Origin of the sequence: Pseudomonas serbica (genome assembly GCF_028823535.1) — a bacterium.
Lineage (GTDB): Bacteria > Pseudomonadota > Gammaproteobacteria > Pseudomonadales > Pseudomonadaceae > Aquipseudomonas > Aquipseudomonas serbica.
On record NZ_JAQIYM010000002.1, the window covers coordinates 142,414 to 159,593 of the forward strand.

The 17,180-nt window shown below is 62.0% G+C and carries 15 protein-coding genes; all 15 read left to right on the forward strand.

Features of this window, described 5'->3' with window-relative positions; genetic code table 11:
- Position 1 precedes the first annotated feature (1 nt).
- The 15 genes from leuD (at position 2) to NQL71_RS03420 (ending at position 17,081) form a co-directional block, all read left to right on the forward strand.
- Positions 2–646 carry a 3-isopropylmalate dehydratase small subunit gene (gene leuD / locus NQL71_RS03350; RefSeq protein WP_077185516.1) on the forward strand — a complete coding sequence of 215 codons (645 nt, stop codon included), beginning with the start codon at positions 2–4 and terminating at the stop codon, positions 644–646.
- Between the two features lie 137 nt (positions 647–783).
- On the forward strand, positions 784–1,551 hold the full coding sequence (locus NQL71_RS03355; protein WP_248686397.1) for a class I SAM-dependent methyltransferase: 768 nt from the start codon (positions 784–786) through the stop codon (positions 1,549–1,551).
- A gap of 52 nt (positions 1,552–1,603) precedes the next feature.
- Entirely contained in the window at positions 1,604–2,686 is a 1,083-nt protein-coding gene (gene leuB, locus NQL71_RS03360) for a 3-isopropylmalate dehydrogenase (protein WP_274642275.1), read from the forward strand.
- A gap of 68 nt (positions 2,687–2,754) precedes the next feature.
- Positions 2,755–3,867, forward strand: coding sequence for an aspartate-semialdehyde dehydrogenase (gene asd, locus NQL71_RS03365; RefSeq protein WP_007975660.1), 1,113 nt, complete (start codon positions 2,755–2,757; stop codon positions 3,865–3,867).
- A 192-nt stretch (positions 3,868–4,059) separates the two neighbouring features.
- Positions 4,060–5,070: an aspartate-semialdehyde dehydrogenase gene (locus NQL71_RS03370; RefSeq protein ID WP_077185513.1), complete on the forward strand. Its 1,011-nt coding sequence runs from the start codon at positions 4,060–4,062 to the stop codon at positions 5,068–5,070.
- 188 nt (positions 5,071–5,258) lie between these two features.
- On the forward strand, positions 5,259–7,943 hold the full coding sequence (locus NQL71_RS03375) for a motility hub landmark protein FimV (protein WP_274642276.1): 2,685 nt from the start codon (positions 5,259–5,261) through the stop codon (positions 7,941–7,943).
- Between the two features lie 300 nt (positions 7,944–8,243).
- Positions 8,244–9,068 carry a tRNA pseudouridine(38-40) synthase TruA gene (truA, locus tag NQL71_RS03380; protein WP_033039317.1) on the forward strand — a complete coding sequence of 275 codons (825 nt, stop codon included), beginning with the start codon at positions 8,244–8,246 and terminating at the stop codon, positions 9,066–9,068.
- Between the two features lie 63 nt (positions 9,069–9,131).
- Positions 9,132–9,758 (forward strand): phosphoribosylanthranilate isomerase, encoded by a 627-nt coding sequence (locus NQL71_RS03385; RefSeq protein WP_046817917.1) that lies wholly within the window; start codon positions 9,132–9,134, stop codon positions 9,756–9,758.
- Positions 9,759–9,943: 185 nt separating this feature from the next.
- Positions 9,944–10,864 (forward strand): acetyl-CoA carboxylase, carboxyltransferase subunit beta, encoded by a 921-nt coding sequence (accD, locus tag NQL71_RS03390; protein ID WP_046817918.1) that lies wholly within the window; start codon positions 9,944–9,946, stop codon positions 10,862–10,864.
- Positions 10,861–12,168 (forward strand): bifunctional tetrahydrofolate synthase/dihydrofolate synthase, encoded by a 1,308-nt coding sequence (gene folC, locus NQL71_RS03395; RefSeq protein WP_046817919.1) that lies wholly within the window; start codon positions 10,861–10,863, stop codon positions 12,166–12,168. Before accD ends, folC begins: the two co-directional genes overlap by 4 nt.
- The gene (locus NQL71_RS03400; protein WP_077185510.1) at positions 12,152–12,820 is read left to right on the forward strand and encodes an SPOR domain-containing protein; all 669 of its coding nucleotides are present in this window, start codon (positions 12,152–12,154) and stop codon (positions 12,818–12,820) included. Before folC ends, NQL71_RS03400 begins: the two co-directional genes overlap by 17 nt.
- Before the next feature lie 98 nt (positions 12,821–12,918).
- Positions 12,919–13,479, forward strand: coding sequence for a CvpA family protein (locus NQL71_RS03405; RefSeq protein WP_046817921.1), 561 nt, complete (start codon positions 12,919–12,921; stop codon positions 13,477–13,479).
- 41 nt (positions 13,480–13,520) lie between these two features.
- Positions 13,521–15,026 (forward strand): amidophosphoribosyltransferase, encoded by a 1,506-nt coding sequence (gene purF / locus NQL71_RS03410; RefSeq protein ID WP_020795479.1) that lies wholly within the window; start codon positions 13,521–13,523, stop codon positions 15,024–15,026.
- Between the two features lie 73 nt (positions 15,027–15,099).
- The gene (locus tag NQL71_RS03415) at positions 15,100–16,311 is read left to right on the forward strand and encodes an O-succinylhomoserine sulfhydrylase (RefSeq protein WP_077185509.1); all 1,212 of its coding nucleotides are present in this window, start codon (positions 15,100–15,102) and stop codon (positions 16,309–16,311) included.
- The gene (locus NQL71_RS03420) at positions 16,308–17,081 is read left to right on the forward strand and encodes an SDR family oxidoreductase (RefSeq protein WP_046817923.1); all 774 of its coding nucleotides are present in this window, start codon (positions 16,308–16,310) and stop codon (positions 17,079–17,081) included. Before NQL71_RS03415 ends, NQL71_RS03420 begins: the two co-directional genes overlap by 4 nt.
- Positions 17,082–17,180: the final 99 nt, after the last annotated feature.

A 17,180-nucleotide genomic window follows, 5' to 3' on the forward strand; every position in this document is an offset into this window, starting at 1 on the left:
CATGAAAGCTTTTACCCAGCACACTGGACTTGTCGCGCCTCTGGATCGTGCCAACGTCGACACCGACCAGATCATCCCGAAGCAATTCTTGAAGTCGATCAAGCGCACCGGTTTCGGTCCGAATCTGTTCGATGAGTGGCGCTACCTGGATGTGGGCCAGCCGTATCAAGACAACTCCAAGCGTCCGCTGAACCAGGACTTCGTCCTCAACGCTGAGCGTTACCAAGGCGCCAGCGTGTTGCTGGCCCGCGAGAACTTCGGTTGCGGCTCCAGCCGTGAACACGCGCCGTGGGCGCTGGAAGAATACGGTTTCCGCAGCATCATCGCGCCGAGCTATGCCGACATCTTCTTCAACAACAGCTTCAAGAACGGCTTGCTGCCGATCATCTTGAGCGATGCCGAAGTCGATGAGTTGTTCCAGCAGGTCGAGGCCAATCCGGGCTACCAGTTGCAGATCGACCTGCAGGCACAGACCGTGACCCGCCCGGACGGCAAGGTCTTGAACTTTGAAATCGATGCTTTCCGCAAGCACTGCCTGCTCAACGGCCTGGACGATATCGGCCTGACCTTGCAGGACGGCGATGCGATTGCGGCGTTTGAAGCCAAGCATCGGGCTAGCCAACCGTGGTTGTTTCGCGACGCGTGATTTTGTCTAAGGCGTGATGCCGCCTTCGCTGGCAAGCCAGCTCCTACAAGGGCAGCGCAATACCTGTAGGAGCTGGCTTGCCAACGAAGAGGCCCGCATAAGCATCACAAGACCAAACCCTGAAAAAGGAAGCCCCCATGACCAGCACCGCCCAGCACAGCCAGGTCGTCCAGAAGCAGTTCGGTGAACAGGCGGCGGCCTACCTGAGCAGCGCCGTACACGCTCAAGGCACCGAATTCGCGCTGCTACAGGCCGAACTGGCAGGGCAGGGCGAGGCCCGGGTCCTGGACCTGGGCTGTGGCGCCGGTCACGTGAGTTTTCAGGTGGCATCGCTGGTCAAGCAAGTGGTCGCCTACGACCTGTCGCAACAGATGCTTGATGTGGTGGCCGCTGCCGCTGCCGATCGGGGCCTGAGCAATGTCACCACGGTCAACGGTGCCGCCGAGCGGCTGCCGTTCGTCGATGGCGAGTTCGATTTCGTCTTCAGCCGTTATTCGGCGCATCACTGGAGCGATCTCGGCCTGGCACTGCGCGAAGTGCGTCGGGTGTTGAAGCCGGGCGGTGTCGCGGTGTTCATCGATGTGTTGTCACCGGGCAGTCCATTGCTCGACACTTACCTGCAAAGCGTGGAAGTGCTGCGCGACACCAGCCATGTGCGCGACTATAGCGCCGGCGAGTGGCTGCGCCAGGTCAGCGAGGCCGGGCTGCATACCCGCAGCACCACTCGCCAGCGGCTGCGTCTGGAATACACCTCCTGGGTCGAGCGCATGCGCACGCCAGAGGTGATGCGCGCGGCGATCCGCGAGTTGCAGCAGTCGATGGGTAATGAAGTGCGCGAATATTTTGAGATTGAGGCTGATGGCTCGTTCAGTACCGATGTACTGGTTCTGATGGCTGAGCGATAGAATTTTTCCGGGTGTGCCCAAGAGGCGCACCGACTGATGACATGAGGAACGCATGAGCAAGCAGATTCTGATTCTCCCAGGTGACGGTATTGGCCCGGAAATCATGGCCGAAGCGGTCAAGGTGCTGGAATTGGCCAGTGACAAGTTCTCCCTGGGCTTCGAACTGAGCCACGACGTGATCGGTGGCGCCGCCATCGACAAGCACGGCGTGCCTTTGGCCGATGAAACCCTGGAACGTGCCCGCGCAGCCGATGCCGTGCTGCTGGGCGCCGTCGGCGGCCCGAAATGGGACACCATCGAGCGTGATATCCGCCCTGAGCGCGGCCTGTTGAAAATTCGTGCACAACTCGGCTTGTTCGGCAACCTGCGCCCGGCGATCCTGTACCCGCAACTGGCCGAGGCCTCCAGCCTGAAGCCGGAAATCGTTGCCGGCCTGGACATCCTGATCGTTCGTGAGCTGACCGGCGGTATCTACTTCGGCGCACCACGCGGCACCCGCACCCTGGAAAACGGCGAGCGTCAGTCCTACGACACCCTGCCATACAGCGAAAGCGAAATCCGTCGTATCGCCCGTGTCGGTTTCGACATGGCCATGGTTCGCGGCAAGAAGCTCTGCTCGGTGGACAAGGCCAACGTACTGGCCTCCAGCCAGCTGTGGCGTGAAATCGTCGAGGAAGTGGCCAAGGACTACCCGCAGGTCGAACTGAGCCACATGTACGTCGACAACGCCGCCATGCAACTGGTACGGGCACCGAAGCAGTTCGACGTGATCGTCACCGACAACATGTTCGGCGATATCCTGTCCGACCAGGCATCGATGCTCACCGGTTCTATCGGCATGCTGCCGTCGGCGTCCCTGGACACCAACAACAAGGGCATGTACGAGCCTTGCCACGGTTCGGCGCCGGACATCGCGGGCAAGGGCATTGCCAACCCGTTGGCGACCATTTTGTCGGTCTCGATGATGCTGCGTTACAGCTTCAATCAGCAGACTGCCGCCGATGCCATCGAGAAAGCCGTCAGCCTGGTGCTGGATCAGGGCTTGCGCACCGGTGACATCTGGTCGACCGGTTGCACTAAAGTCGGTACGCAGGAAATGGGCGACGCAGTAGTCGCCGCGCTGCGGAATCTGTAATCTCTCGGGCCCGCTGCCACTTTTACCCCCGTAAGCAGCGGTCCACTTTTCAAGAAGGTGTAGTTGCGATGAAACGTGTAGGTCTGATCGGTTGGCGCGGTATGGTCGGTTCCGTGCTCATGCAGCGGATGCTGGAAGAGCAGGATTTCGATCTTATCGAGCCGGTGTTTTTCACCACTTCCAATGTCGGTGGCCAAGGCCCGTCCGTGGGCAAGGACATTGCTCCGCTCAAGGACGCTTACAGCATTGAAGAGCTGAAAACCCTCGACGTGATCCTGACCTGCCAGGGTGGCGACTACACCAGCGAAGTGTTCCCGAAGCTGCGCGAAGCCGGCTGGCAGGGTTACTGGATCGACGCCGCTTCCAGCCTGCGTATGCAGGATGACGCGGTCATCGTGCTGGACCCGGTCAACCGCAAGGTTATCGACCAGCAGCTGGACGCGGGCACCAAGAACTACATCGGCGGCAACTGCACCGTCAGCCTGATGCTGATGGGCCTGGGCGGCCTGTTCGAGGCCGGCCTGGTGGAGTGGATGAGCGCCATGACCTATCAGGCGGCTTCCGGTGCCGGCGCGCAGAACATGCGTGAACTGATCAAGCAGATGGGCGCGACCCATGCCGCTGTCGCCGATCAACTGGCTGACCCGGCCAGCGCCATCCTCGACATCGACCGTCGTGTGGCCGAAGCCATGCGCAGCGACGCGTACCCGACCGAAAACTTCGGCGTACCGTTGGCCGGCAGCCTGATCCCGTGGATCGACAAGGAACTGCCGAACGGTCAGAGCCGTGAAGAGTGGAAGGCCCAGGCCGAAACCAACAAGATCCTCGGTCGCTTCAAGAGCCCGATCCCGGTGGATGGCATCTGCGTGCGCATCGGCGCCATGCGCTGCCACAGCCAGGCGCTGACCATCAAATTGAACAAGGACGTGCCGATCGCCGATATCGAAGGGCTGATCAGCCAGCACAACCCTTGGGTCAAGCTGGTGCCGAACAGCCGCGAAACCAGCATTCAGGAGCTGAGCCCGAACAAGGTCACCGGCACCCTGAACATCCCGGTTGGCCGTCTGCGCAAACTGAACATGGGCTCGCAGTTCGTCGGTGCGTTCACCGTCGGCGACCAGTTGCTGTGGGGCGCGGCCGAACCGCTGCGTCGCATGCTGCGGATCCTGCTCGAGCGTTGATCGGTTGATGCACTGAAAAACCCGCGCCTTGCGAGAGGCGCGGGTTTTTTTATCCCTGGGGTTCTCGGTCGTCTGGTCTGGCCCCGTCGCAGCGAAGGGTCCATAACAGGCGCCGAAGATCCCGCCCGAATTGCCTGTACATCCACCACCCGGTAAAGTGCCGCTCCCCCCGTTTCGCCAGAGGTAAAACCCATGAGCCAGACCATTGATATTGCCGTGATCGGCGCCACCGGTACTGTCGGCGAAACGCTGGTGCAGATTCTCGAAGAGCGCGATTTCCCGATCGGTACCCTGCATTTGCTGGCCAGCAGCGAATCCGCCGGCAGTTCGGTGCCGTATCGCGGCAAGAACGTGCGGGTGCGTGAAGTCGATGAGTTCGATTTCAGCAAGGTCCAGCTGGTGTTCTTTGCCGCCGGTCCCGCCGTGACATTGAGCTACTGCGCCCGTGCCACCGCCGCCGGGTGCTCGCTGATCGACCTTTCCGGTGCCTTGTCGGCCGACCAGGCACCACAAGTGGTCCCGGAGGCGAATGCGCAAGTACTGACCGGCCTGAAAAAGCCATTCCAGATCAGCAGCCCGAGCCCGTCGGCCACCACCCTGGCGGTGGTGCTCGCACCCTTGCTGGGTTTGCTCGATTTGCAGCGCATCAACCTGACCGCCAGCCTGGCGGTGTCGGCCCAGGGCCGCGAAGCGGTGACCGAGCTGGCCCGGCAAACCGCCGAACTGCTGAATGTGCGCCCACTGGAGCCAACTTTCTTTGACCGGCAGATGGCATTCAACCTGCTGGCCCAGGTCGGCAAGCCGGACGAGCAGGGCCATACACTGCTGGAAAAGCGCCTGGTACGCGAGCTGCGTCAAGTCATGGCACTGCCTTCGCTGAAGATTTCCGTCACTTGCATTCAAGCCCCGGTGTTTTTTGGCGATAGCTATAGCGTGACCTTGCAGTCCGCGAGCGACATCGACCTGGCCAAGGTCAACGCCGCGCTTGAAGACGCGCCCGGCATCGAGTTGGTGGAAGCCGGCGACTACCCGACAGCGGTCGGGGATGCGGTGGGGCAGGATGTGGTCTACGTTGGTCGGGTACGTCTGGGTATCGACGAACCGTCGGAACTTAATTTGTGGCTGACGTCAGATAACGTACGCAAAGGTGCGGCCCTCAACGCAGTGCAACTGGCCGAGTTGTTGATAAAAGACCTGCTGTAAAAGATACTTGGCAACAATATCGAAGGGGTCCGGGCGAGCGCCATGCCTGGCCGCAATCGCTGAAGGCGAGCCACCCTGCAGGGCATGCATGAAACGATCGCGCGCGGCGACCTTCGCCCGCGTGCAATGCCTTACGGCAGCGGCTATCTACCTCGCTGGCCGAGGAATGTAAAAACTAAGGATAAGCTATGGTTCAAGTTCGCAAACTGGTGTTAGCAATAGCGGCCGCCTCGGCGCTGTCCTCCGGTATGGCGCATGCCCTCGGGCTCGGGGAACTGACCCTGAAATCGACGCTGAACCAGCCGCTGGTGGCGGAAATCGAGTTGCTCGACGTCAAGGAACTCACCGCTGCCGAAGTGGTGCCGAGCCTGGCTTCACCTGAAGATTTCGCCAAGGCCGGTGTCGACCGCCAGGCGTTTCTCAACGACCTGACCTTTACCCCCGTGCTCAACGCCAGCGGTAAAAGCATCCTGCGCGTGACCTCCAGCAAGCCCCTGAGCGAACCGATGGTGAAATTCCTGGTTCAGGTGATGTGGCCCAATGGTCGTCTGTTGCGCGATTACAGCGTGCTGCTCGATCCATCCAAATTCTCGCCGCAAACCGCTGACGCGGCTGCGCAATCTGCACCTGTTCAAACCGGTACCACGCCCGTCACCGGTGCGACCAAGCCGTCCGAATACACCACCACGCGGCGCGATACCCTGTGGGAAATCGCCGCGAAGGCGCGAAATGGCGGTTCGATTCAACAAACCATGCTGGCCATCCAGGCGTTGAACCCGGATGCCTTCATCGATGGCAACATCAACCGGCTCAAGACCGGCCAGGTGTTGCGCCTGCCGGATCAGGCACAGACAACCAGCCTGCCGCAAGCCAAGGCCATTGCCGAAGTGGCTGCGCAAAACACCGCCTGGCGCCAGGGGCGTCGTTATGTCGCCAAGCCGGGTACAGGCCAGCAGCAGCTCGATGCGACCAATCGTGGTCGCGGTGATGCACCTTCTGCGCAAGCCGCACAGGACAAGCTGAGCCTGGTATCCGCCGAAACTGGCAAGGCTGGGGGCAAGGGCCCTGCAGGCGATGCCAAGGCTTTGAACAACCAACTGGCGGTGACCCAGGAAAGCCTCGATACCAAGCGCCGTGACAGCGCTGAACTGAAAAGCCGCATGACCGATCTGCAAAGCCAGATGGACAAGCTGCAGCGCCTCATTGAGCTGAAGAACAACCAGCTGGCCAAATTGCAGGCCGATGGTGCGGCGGGAACCCCAATGGAGACTGCGACCGCTGCGGCGATTCCGGCAGAGCTGCCGACCGATCCTGCGGCAACCCCTGTCGAAACGCCGGCGCCAGCCCAAACCCCGGCTGAAGCGACAGCGTCCACCCCCGCGGCACCTGAAGCGACTCCAGCTCCAGCCGAAACGCCGATCGAACCGACACCTGCGGTCTCCAACGATCAGAAATTCAATGAGCTGCTGACCAACCCGCTGCTCTTGGGTCTGGCGGGTGGCGGGGCAGTGGTGGTGCTTTTGCTGCTGCTGTTGTTGGCCCGTCGCCGCAAAGCCCAGCAGGAAGCCGAGAAACATCTGCGCATGGCCCGTGCCCTGGCCGAAGAACAGGAATTTTCCAGCGAGCTTGACCTGTCAAAAGGCATCTTCGAGGACCTGGACGTCGAGCCGCCAACCCCGAAGCTGGCCACGGCACCTGCTCCAGCACCCGCACCCGCACCCGCACCTGCCCCGGTTATTGCCCCGGTCGTGGTCACGCCGCCGATTGCCGCGCCGCTGGTATCGCCCGCCGCCGAGCATTCCGACGACGTGTTGGGTCGAGCGCAGTCGCACATCAACGGCGGCCGCCTGAATCAGGCTGCCGCGCTGTTGGAGGAGGGCGTCAAGCAGGAGCCGCAACGCAGCGATTTGCGCCTCAAGCTGATGGAAGTCTACGGTTTGCAAGGTGATCGCGATGCGTTCGTGGTCCAGGAGCGGCAGTTGGTGGCCAACGGCGACAACTATGCCCAGGTCGAAAAACTCAAGAGCCGCTTCCCGGCCATGGCGCTGGTTGCTGTCGGCGGTATTGCCGCTGCCGCCGCTGCCGCCGAACTGGATGCACAATACGTCAAGGACCTTCTGCTGGACGAGCCACAAGCCCCGGCTGCGGCCGATGACGATTTCGACAGCGCTTTCGACCTGAGCCTGGATGACCTGGAAAATGTCACGCCGGTAACGGTAGCGCCAACACCAGTACCAGCACCAGCGCCTGAGCCTGAGCCTGAGCCGGAAGCAACCCTGGCCGATCTGGAAGATTTTCCGCTGGACGATGACCTGAGTTTCGAGTCGGTGTTGCAGCAACAGACAGAAATCAAGGAAAACCTCGATGACCTGTCGGAGTTCGACCTGGACATGGACCTCGGCGGCGAACCTTCGCCGGCGATCCTGGCCGAGGACGATTTCCTGCTGAGCCTGGATGAAGACGTCAAGGACCAGCCGGCCACGCCAGTGCCGGACGTGCCACAAGTGACGCTGGACGATCTGGACTTGCCGGCCGACTTCGATTTGTCGCTGGCTGATGAAATGGACGAAACGGCGCCTGCGCAGGCGTTTACCACTGAGTTGGATGACGTCAGCGCCGAACTGGACGACCTGTCCCGGAGCATCAGCGAGCCAAGCTTCACGGTGGATGATGCCCTGGCAACCGTGGATGACGAGCCGGAATTCGATTTCCTGTCCGGTACCGATGAAGTCGCCACCAAGCTCGACCTGGCCCAGGCCTACATCGACATGGGCGACAACGATGGTGCCCGCGACATCCTCAACGAGGTGGTGACCGAAGGCGACGACGGCCAGAAGAGCGAAGCCCGGGAGATGCTGGCGCGTCTGGTTTGAGTGATTGAGCGGTGGTAGATAAAGCGGCAGCCCGGTGAGGCTGCCGTTTTTGTTTGCGGGGGATGCAATGGTGGCTATCAGGACGCCTTCGCGAGCAAGCCCGCTCCCACATTTGACCGCGTTGTGCCTGAATAAACGCGGTCCCCTGTGGGAGCGGGCTTGCTCGCGAAGGGGGTATCCCATTCGCCGCGGTACCGTCTGTTGTACTGGCGTCCTCGTCCTGCGGCCTTATAATGCCCCCCTTTGCGTACATCAGCAGGCTGTCACTCCTTGGCAAACATAGATAACCCGGCCGCCGAAATGGCGGCCGACGGCTTTTTCCGGATCGCATTGGGCGTTGAATACAAGGGCTCGCGTTATCGCGGCTGGCAGCGCCAGGCCTCCGGCGTGCTCACGGTGCAGGAAACCCTCGAGAATGCCTTGTCCAAGGTGGCCGACTCTCCCGTTTCGCTGCTGTGCGCCGGGCGCACCGATGCCGGCGTGCACGCCTGTGGCCAGGTGGTGCACTTCGACACCCAGGTCGAGCGTTCGATGAAGGCCTGGGTCATGGGCGCTAATATCAATTTGCCCCACGATGTCAGCGTCAGTTGGGCCAAGGTCATGCCCGCACATTTCCATGCGCGGTTCAAGGCCATTGCCCGGCGCTATCGCTACGTGATCTATAACGACCAGATCCGTCCGGCGCACCTGAACGAAGAAATCACCTGGAACCACCGCCCGCTGGATGTCGAGCGCATGGCCGAAGCGGCCCGGTACCTGGTGGGCACCCATGATTTCAGCGCCTTCCGTGCCGGCCAGTGCCAGGCCAAGTCGCCGATCAAGGAGCTCCATCACCTGCGCGTCACGCGCCACGGCAAGATGATCGTGCTGGATATCCGCGCCAGCGCCTTCCTGCACCACATGGTGCGCAATATTGCCGGTGTGCTGATGACCATCGGCGCCGGTGAGCGTCCGGTTGAATGGATGAAGGAAGTGTTGGAGAGCCGCATTCGCCGTTCCGGCGGGGTGACAGCACATCCGTTCGGACTGTATCTGGTGCAGGTCGAGTACCGCGACGAGTTCCAGTTGCCTGAGCGTTACATCGGCCCACATTTCCTCACCGGATTCAGCGAACTTGACGGCTGACGCCTTCGAACGCTTTTGTTACCATCCGGGACTTTCTCGGATTTGCCGTGGGGATATATCGACATGTCAGCCGTTCGCAGCAAGATTTGCGGGATTACCCGCATAGAAGATGCGCTGGCGGCGGTCGAAGCCGGGGCCGATGCCATCGGCTTTGTGTTCTACGCCAAGAGCCCGCGGGGCGTGACGGTCCAGCAGGCGCGCGCAATCATCAAGGCATTGCCGCCGTTCGTCACCACTGTGGGCCTGTTCGTCAACGCCAGCCGTTGCGAGCTGGGAGAAATCCTCGACGCGGTGCCGCTCGACCTGTTGCAGTTCCATGGTGATGAAAGTGCTGCGGACTGCGAAGGCTGGCATCGCCCGTACATCAAGGCGCTGCGGGTCAAGGCCGGGGACGATATCGCGGCGGCTTGCGACGCCTACCCGAGTGCCAGTGGCATTTTGCTCGATGCCTACGTCGAAGGTGTTCCCGGTGGAACCGGTCAGGCGTTCGACTGGTCATTGATACCGCAAGGCTTGAGCAAGCCGATCATCCTGGCGGGCGGCCTGACCCCGGATAACGTCGCCGAAGCGGTGGCGCGGGTTCGACCCTATGCCGTGGATGTCAGCGGCGGGGTGGAGGCGAGCAAGGGCATCAAGGATCATGCAAAGGTTCAGGCGTTCATCAAGGCAGTCCGTGGCAGCCTGATGTGACGGCTGGCAGACTGCCGCCGTCCACTGCACTGTACAAAACGGCTGAGGATTGATGGGTTGTACGCAGGTCACGCTTCACTGACCCGGCACCCATCGAACATCGCCGCACACATGAATTTAGCTCAAGGGCATACGCGGGGCTGCGAACCAGAGCGTTCGGGCCGCCGGTACTGGAGAAAGAAAGCATGAGCAACTGGTTAGTAGACAAACTGATCCCTTCGATCATGCGTTCCGAGGTCAAGAAGAGCTCGGTGCCTGAAGGTCTTTGGCACAAATGCCCGTCTTGCGAGGCTGTGCTGTATCGTCCAGAGCTGGAAAAAACCCTGGACGTTTGCCCCAAGTGCAACCACCACATGCGTATCGGCGCACGCGCGCGCATCGACATTTTCCTCGATGCCGAAGGTCGTACCGAGCTGGGTGCCGACCTGGAGCCGGTTGACCGCCTGAAATTCCGCGACGGCAAGAAGTACAAGGACCGCCTGACTGCGGCGCAGAAGCAGACCGGCGAAAAAGACGCGCTGATCTCCATGAGCGGTACCCTGCTGGGCATGCCGGTAGTGGTGTCGGCGTTCGAATTCTCCTTCATGGGTGGTTCGATGGGCGCCATCGTCGGTGAGCGCTTCGTGCGCGCCGCCAACTACGCGCTGGAAAAGCGCTGCCCGATGATCTGCTTCTCCGCCTCCGGTGGTGCGCGGATGCAGGAAGCGCTGATCTCCCTGATGCAAATGGCCAAGACCTCCGCGGTGCTGGCGCGTCTGCGTGAAGAAGGCATTCCGTTCATCTCCGTGCTGACCGACCCGGTCTACGGTGGTGTTTCCGCCAGTCTGGCGATGCTGGGTGACGTGATCGTCGGCGAGCCGAAAGCCCTGATCGGCTTTGCCGGTCCGCGCGTTATCGAGCAGACCGTGCGCGAAAAACTGCCGGAAGGCTTCCAGCGCAGCGAGTTTTTGCTGGAGCACGGCGCGATCGACATGATCATTCACCGTCAGGAACTGCGCCCGCGCCTGGGTAACCTGCTCGCGCAAATGATGGGCCTGCCGACGCCAAAATTCGTCGCTGCGCCAATCGAGCCAATCGTGGTTCCACCGGTACCTGCCAACCTATGACCGAACGTACCCTTGGCGAGTGGCTCGCCTACCTTGAGCAGTTGCACCCTTCGGCCATCGACATGGGCCTTGAGCGCTCGCAGCAGGTAGCGTCCCGCATGGGACTGGGCAAGCCGGCGCCTCGGGTGATCACGGTCACCGGCACCAATGGCAAAGGCTCGACCTGTGCCTTCGTGGCGTCATTGCTGCGAGCGCAGGGCCTGAACGTCGGTGTCTACAGTTCTCCGCACCTGCTGCGTTACAACGAGCGGGTGCAGGTCAATGGCGTCCAAGCCACTGACGCCGAGCTCTGCCAAGCTTTCGCGGCGGTCGAGGCCGGTCGTGGTGACACGTCCCTGACGTACTTCGAGATGGGCACCCTGGCGGCGTTCTGGCTGTTTCAGCAGGCCGGGCTCGACGCCGTGGTGCTGGAAGTCGGCCTGGGCGGGCGCCTGGACACGGTCAACGTGGTGGACGCCGACATGGCGCTGGTCACCAGCATTGGCGTCGATCATGCGGATTACCTGGGCGATACCCGGGAGTCCGTGGCCTTCGAGAAGGCCGGGATCTTCCGCCAGGGCGCGCCCGCGCTCTGCGGTGACTTGAATCCCCCGCAGCCCCTGCTGGACAAGGCGCGCGAGCTCAATTGCCGGTTTCTCCTGCGTGGACGCGATTTCGACCTGGGCGTCACCGATCAGCACTGGCAGTGGCGCGGTGTCGATGCCAGGGGACAAGTGGTCGAGTTGCGCGACCTGCCGTTGCTCGATCTGCCGATGGAAAACGCCGCGCTGGCGTTGCAGGCCTATCTATTGCTCGGTTTACCTTGGGTAGAAGCGCAGATTGTCCAGGCGCTGCAAGCGACGCGGATGGTCGGTCGTCTCGATCGCCGGCAGGTCGACTGGCAGGGCAAGCGCCTCAACCTGTTGCTGGATGTGGGGCATAACCCCCACGCCGCCGAGTATCTGGCCCGTCGCCTGGCCAGCCAGCCACCCGCCGGCAAGCGCCTGGCGGTCTTCGGATTGCTGTCGGACAAGGATCTGGATGGTGTTATTGGCGAATTGAGTGCTAGTGTCGATCACTGGGCCGTCGCGCCGCTGGATTCGCCTCGGGCGCGACCGGTGGCCGACTTGCGCGAGGCGCTGCAAAAGCGCGGTGCTTCGGTGACGTCCTATGACAGCGTGGCCGCCGCCCTGGAAGGGCAGTGTGGGCAGGCGACGAGCGACGACGAGATTGTGTTGTTCGGATCATTCTATTGTGTTGCCGAGGCCCTTGAGTGGCTGGCCCGGCGCTCCACGGAGGAAGCGGCAAATGGCATTGCTGGATAAGGCTTACAAGCAACGCATGGTCGGCGCCCTGGTTCTGGTCGCGCTGGCTGTGATTTTCCTGCCGATGCTGTTTTCCCGCCAGGATGAACAGCGCCAAGTGACGGTCCAGGCCCCGGCCGCGCCGCAAGCGCCAGCGATGCCGCAGGTGCAGGTGGAGCCCGTGGTGGTGCCTGAACCCCAGGCCCTGCCGCAGGAGCCCGTGCCGAGCGACGAAGAAATCGCCCAGCAGGAAGCGCCCGTTGCGCCCGTTGCGCCTGTCGCTCCGGCACCTGCCACCAAGCCGGTCACGCCGCCCCCTGCACCGGCCCCTGTCCCGGCACTGGCTGCCAAGCCTGCCACGGCGCCGTCGCAACCGATCAGCGCCGCACCGGGCAAGCCGGACACCACGCAAAGCCGTGTCGACGCCAATGGCCTGTCGGTCAGCTGGTCGGTGCAACTGGCCAGTCTGGCCAATCGTGAAAGCGCTGAAAAGCTGCAGAAAACCCTGCGCAGCCAGGGTTACAATGCCTACATTCGTACGGCCGACGGCAAGAATCGGGTGTTCGTCGGACCACTGATCGAGCGTGCAGAGGCCGATCGCCTGCGCGACTTGCTGAACCGCCAGCAGAACCTCAAGGGGTTTGTCGTGCGCTTTCAGCCGGAGCGTGGCTAAAACTATCGCCCCGATATGAAATGCACTGACAATCGCAGCTTACCGATAAGCATGGGCTCTGCTAAAATGCGCCGCCTTATCCGTCTGTAGGCTGCACTGTGCCATTTACCTGGGTTGACTGGGCGATCGTTGCAATCGTCGCCATCTCCGCATTGATCAGTCTGAGCCGCGGCTTCGTCAAGGAAGCACTGTCGCTCGTGACCTGGATCATCGCAGGAGCCGTTGCCTGGATGTTTGGTGGCTCATTGTCCGAGTACCTCGCCGGATACATCCAGACCCCATCGGCTCGTATAATCACGGGCTGTGCCATCATGTTTGTCGCCACGCTGATCGTAGGCGCAATGATCAATTATCTCATCGGCGAATTGGTTCGTGTCACCGGGTTGTCCGGGACCGATCGATTCCTCGGCATGGCTTTCGGCGCAGCGCGTGGCGTGTTGCTGGTGGTCGTGGCGGTCGGGCTGTTGAGCCTGGGGCCGGTACAGCAGGACGGGTGGTGGAAAGAGTCCCAGCTCGTGCCAAAATTTTTATTGGTCGCCGATTGGTCCAAGAACCTGATTCTCGGGTGGAGCAGTCAGTGGCTTGCCAGCGGTATCAGCGTACCCGCTGATATACCGTTCAAGGAGCAGCTCTTGCCGATGGCCAAAACGCCTCAGTGAGTGTTGTTCAGTTCAGATCCATTAAGTAGGGGTTGCGTCGCATGTGTGGCATCGTCGGTATCGTCGGTAAGTCGAACGTCAATCAGGCGCTGTATGACGCGCTAACCGTCCTCCAGCACCGCGGCCAGGACGCTGCCGGTATCGTGACCAGCCATGATGGCCGGTTATTCCTGCGCAAGGACAACGGCCTGGTGCGTGACGTGTTCCATCAGCGTCACATGCAGCGCCTGGTCGGCCACATGGGCATTGGCCATGTGCGCTACCCGACCGCGGGCAGCTCGACCTCGGCCGAAGCTCAACCGTTTTACGTCAACTCGCCTTACGGCATCACCCTGGCGCACAACGGAAACCTGACCAACGTTGAACAACTGGCCAAGGAGATTTACGAATCTGACCTGCGCCACGTCAACACCAGCTCCGATTCGGAAGTGCTGCTCAACGTGTTCGCACACGAGCTGGCCCAGCGCGGCAAGCTGCAGCCGACCGAAGAAGACGTGTTCGCTGCCGTCACCGACGTGCACAACCGTTGCGTCGGTGGCTACGCGGTGGTGGCCATGGTGACCGGCTACGGCATCGTTGGTTTCCGTGACCCGCACGGCATCCGCCCGATCGTGTTCGGCCAGCGTCACACCGACGAAGGCGTCGAGTACATGATCGCCTCCGAGAGCGTGTCCCTGGACGTGCTCGGGTTCACCCTGATCCGCGACCTGGCACCGGGCGAAGCGGTCTACATCACTGAAGACGGCAAGCTGCACACCCGCCAGTGCGCGACCAACCCGTCGCTGACCCCGTGCATCTTCGAACACGTCTACCTGGCGCGTCCGGACTCGATCATCGACGGCGTGTCGGTGTACAAGGCCCGCCTGCGCATGGGCGAGAAGCTCGCCGAGAAGATCCTGCGCGAGCGTCCGGATCACGACATCGACGTGGTCATCCCGATCCCGGACACCAGCCGCACCGCGGCCCTGGAGCTGGCGAACCACCTGGGCGTGAAGTTCCGCGAAGGTTTCGTGAAGAACCGCTACATCGGCCGGACCTTCATCATGCCGGGCCAGGCTGCGCGGAAAAAATCCGTACGCCAGAAGCTCAATGCCATCGAGCTGGAATTCCGCGGCAAGAACGTGATGCTGGTGGACGACTCGATCGTGCGCGGCACCACCTGCAAGCAGATCATCCAGATGGCTCGCGAAGCGGGCGCCAAGAACGTCTATTTCTGCTCCGCAGCCCCGGCCGTGCGCTTCCCGAACGTCTATGGCATCGACATGCCGAGCGCCCACGAGCTGATCGCCCACAACCGTTCGACCCAGGACGTTGCGGACCTGATCGGTGCCGACTGGCTGATCTATCAGGACCTGCCTGACTTGATCGAAGCGGTCGGTGGCGGCAAGATCAAGATCGACAAGTTCGATTGCGCGGTGTTCGACGGCCAGTACGTCACCGGCGACGTCGACGAGGCATACCTGAACAAGATCGAGCAGGCACGCAACGATGCCTCCAAGGTCAAGACCCAGGCGGTCAGCGCGATCATCGATCTGTACAACAATTGATTGACTACCGGCCCTGAGGGGCCGGTTTTGTATCTGATAATTAATTTACGAGAACAGGGCAAGGAGTGACAGCATGAGTCAGGATTGGGATGCCGGTCGGTTGGACAGCGACCTCGAAGGCGTAGCGTTCGATACCCTGGCCGTACGTGCCGGTCAGCACCGTACGCCGGAAGGCGAACACGGTGATCCGATGTTCTTCACTTCCAGCTACGTATTCCGCACTGCCGGCGACGCCGCCGCGCGTTTTTCCGGTGAAGTGCCTGGCAACGTCTACTCGCGCTACACCAACCCCACCGTACGCGCCTTCGAAGAGCGCATTGCCGCCCTGGAAAGCGCCGAGCAAGCCGTGGCCACCGCCACCGGCATGGCGGCGATCATGGCGGTGGTGATGAGCCTGTGCAGTGCCGGCGACCACGTGCTGGTGTCGCGCAGCGTATTCGGCTCGACCATCAGCCTGTTCGAGAAGTACTTCAAGCGCTTCGGCGTCGAAGTCGACTACGTGCCCCTGGCGGACTTGTCCGGCTGGGATACGGCTATCAAGGCTAATACCAAGCTGCTGTTCGTCGAATCGCCGTCCAACCCGCTGGCGGAATTGGTCGATATCGCCGAGCTGGCAAACATCGCTCACGCCAAGGGCGCGATGCTGGTGGTCGACAACTGCTTCTGCACGCCGGCGCTGCAACAGCCGCTGAAACTCGGCGCGGACATCGTCGTGCACTCGGCGACCAAGTTCATCGACGGCCAGGGTCGTTGCATGGGCGGTGTCGTGGCTGGGCGCAGTGAGCAGATGAAAGAAGTGGTCGGCTTCCTGCGCACCGCCGGGCCAACCCTGAGCCCATTCAACGCGTGGATCTTCCTCAAGGGCCTGGAAACCCTCAACCTGCGGATGAAGGCCCATTGCGCCAACGCCCAGGAGCTGGCCGAGTGGCTGGAGCAGCAGGACGGCATCGAGAAAGTCCACTACGCCGGTCTCAAGAGCCATCCGCAGCACGAACTGGCCCGGCGGCAGCAGAAGGGCTTCGGTGCCGTGGTGAGTTTCGAGGTCAAGGGCGGCAAAGAAGGCGCCTGGCGCTTTATCGATGCAACCCGCCTGATTTCCATCACGGCGAACCTGGGCGACAGCAAGACCACCATCACCCACCCAAGCACCACCTCCCATGGCCGTCTGGCGCCGGCGGAGCGTGAAGCTGCGGGCATTCGCGACAGCCTGATCCGCATTGCCATCGGCCTGGAAGACGTGGCAGACCTGCAAGCCGACCTGGCGCGCGGGTTGGCTGCCTTGTGATCGAGTTGTCCACTCCGCCGGGCTCCAATGGCCGCGTTGCACTGGTGACCGGTGCGGCGCGGGGCATTGGCCTGGGTATTGCGGCCTGGTTGATCAGCGAAGGCTGGCAAGTGGTGCTGACGGACCTGGATCGCGAGCGTGGTTCGAAGGTGGCGAAGGTGCTCGGCGACAACGCCTGGTTCATCGCCATGGACGTCTCGAACGAAGGGCAGGTGGCCTTGGGTGTTGCCGAGGTGCTGGGACAGTTCGGACGCCTTGATGCGCTGGTGTGCAACGCGGCGGTTGCCGATCCGCACAACATCACTCTGGAAAGCCTCGACCTGGCGTATTGGAATCGGGTGCTGGCGGTGAACCTCAGTGGGCCGATGTTGTTGGCCAAGCACTGTGCGCCTTACCTGCGGGCCCACAGCGGGGCCATCGTCAACCTGGCCTCGACCCGCGCCGCGCAGTCGGAACCCGACACCGAGGCCTATGCGGCGAGCAAGGGCGGTCTGTTGGCCCTGACTCACGCATTGGCCATCAGCCTCGGCCCGGAAATTCGGGTCAATGCCGTCAGTCCTGGCTGGATCGACGCGCGCGACCCTTCGGTACGTCGTGCCGAACCGCTGACCGATGCCGATCATGCCCAGCATCCGGCGGGCAGGGTAGGGACGGTCGAGGACGTCGCCGCGATGGTGGCCTGGCTGTTGTCGAGGAACGCCGGATTTGTCACGGGGCAGGAGTTCGTGGTTGATGGTGGCATGACCAAGAAGATGATCTACAGCGAGTAGATCGGTTCTTTCCTCAGGCGTTGATATTGAATGCACCGCCGTCTTCGCGAGCAAGCCCGCTCCCACATTGAAATGCGATCCACTGTGGGAGCGGGCTTG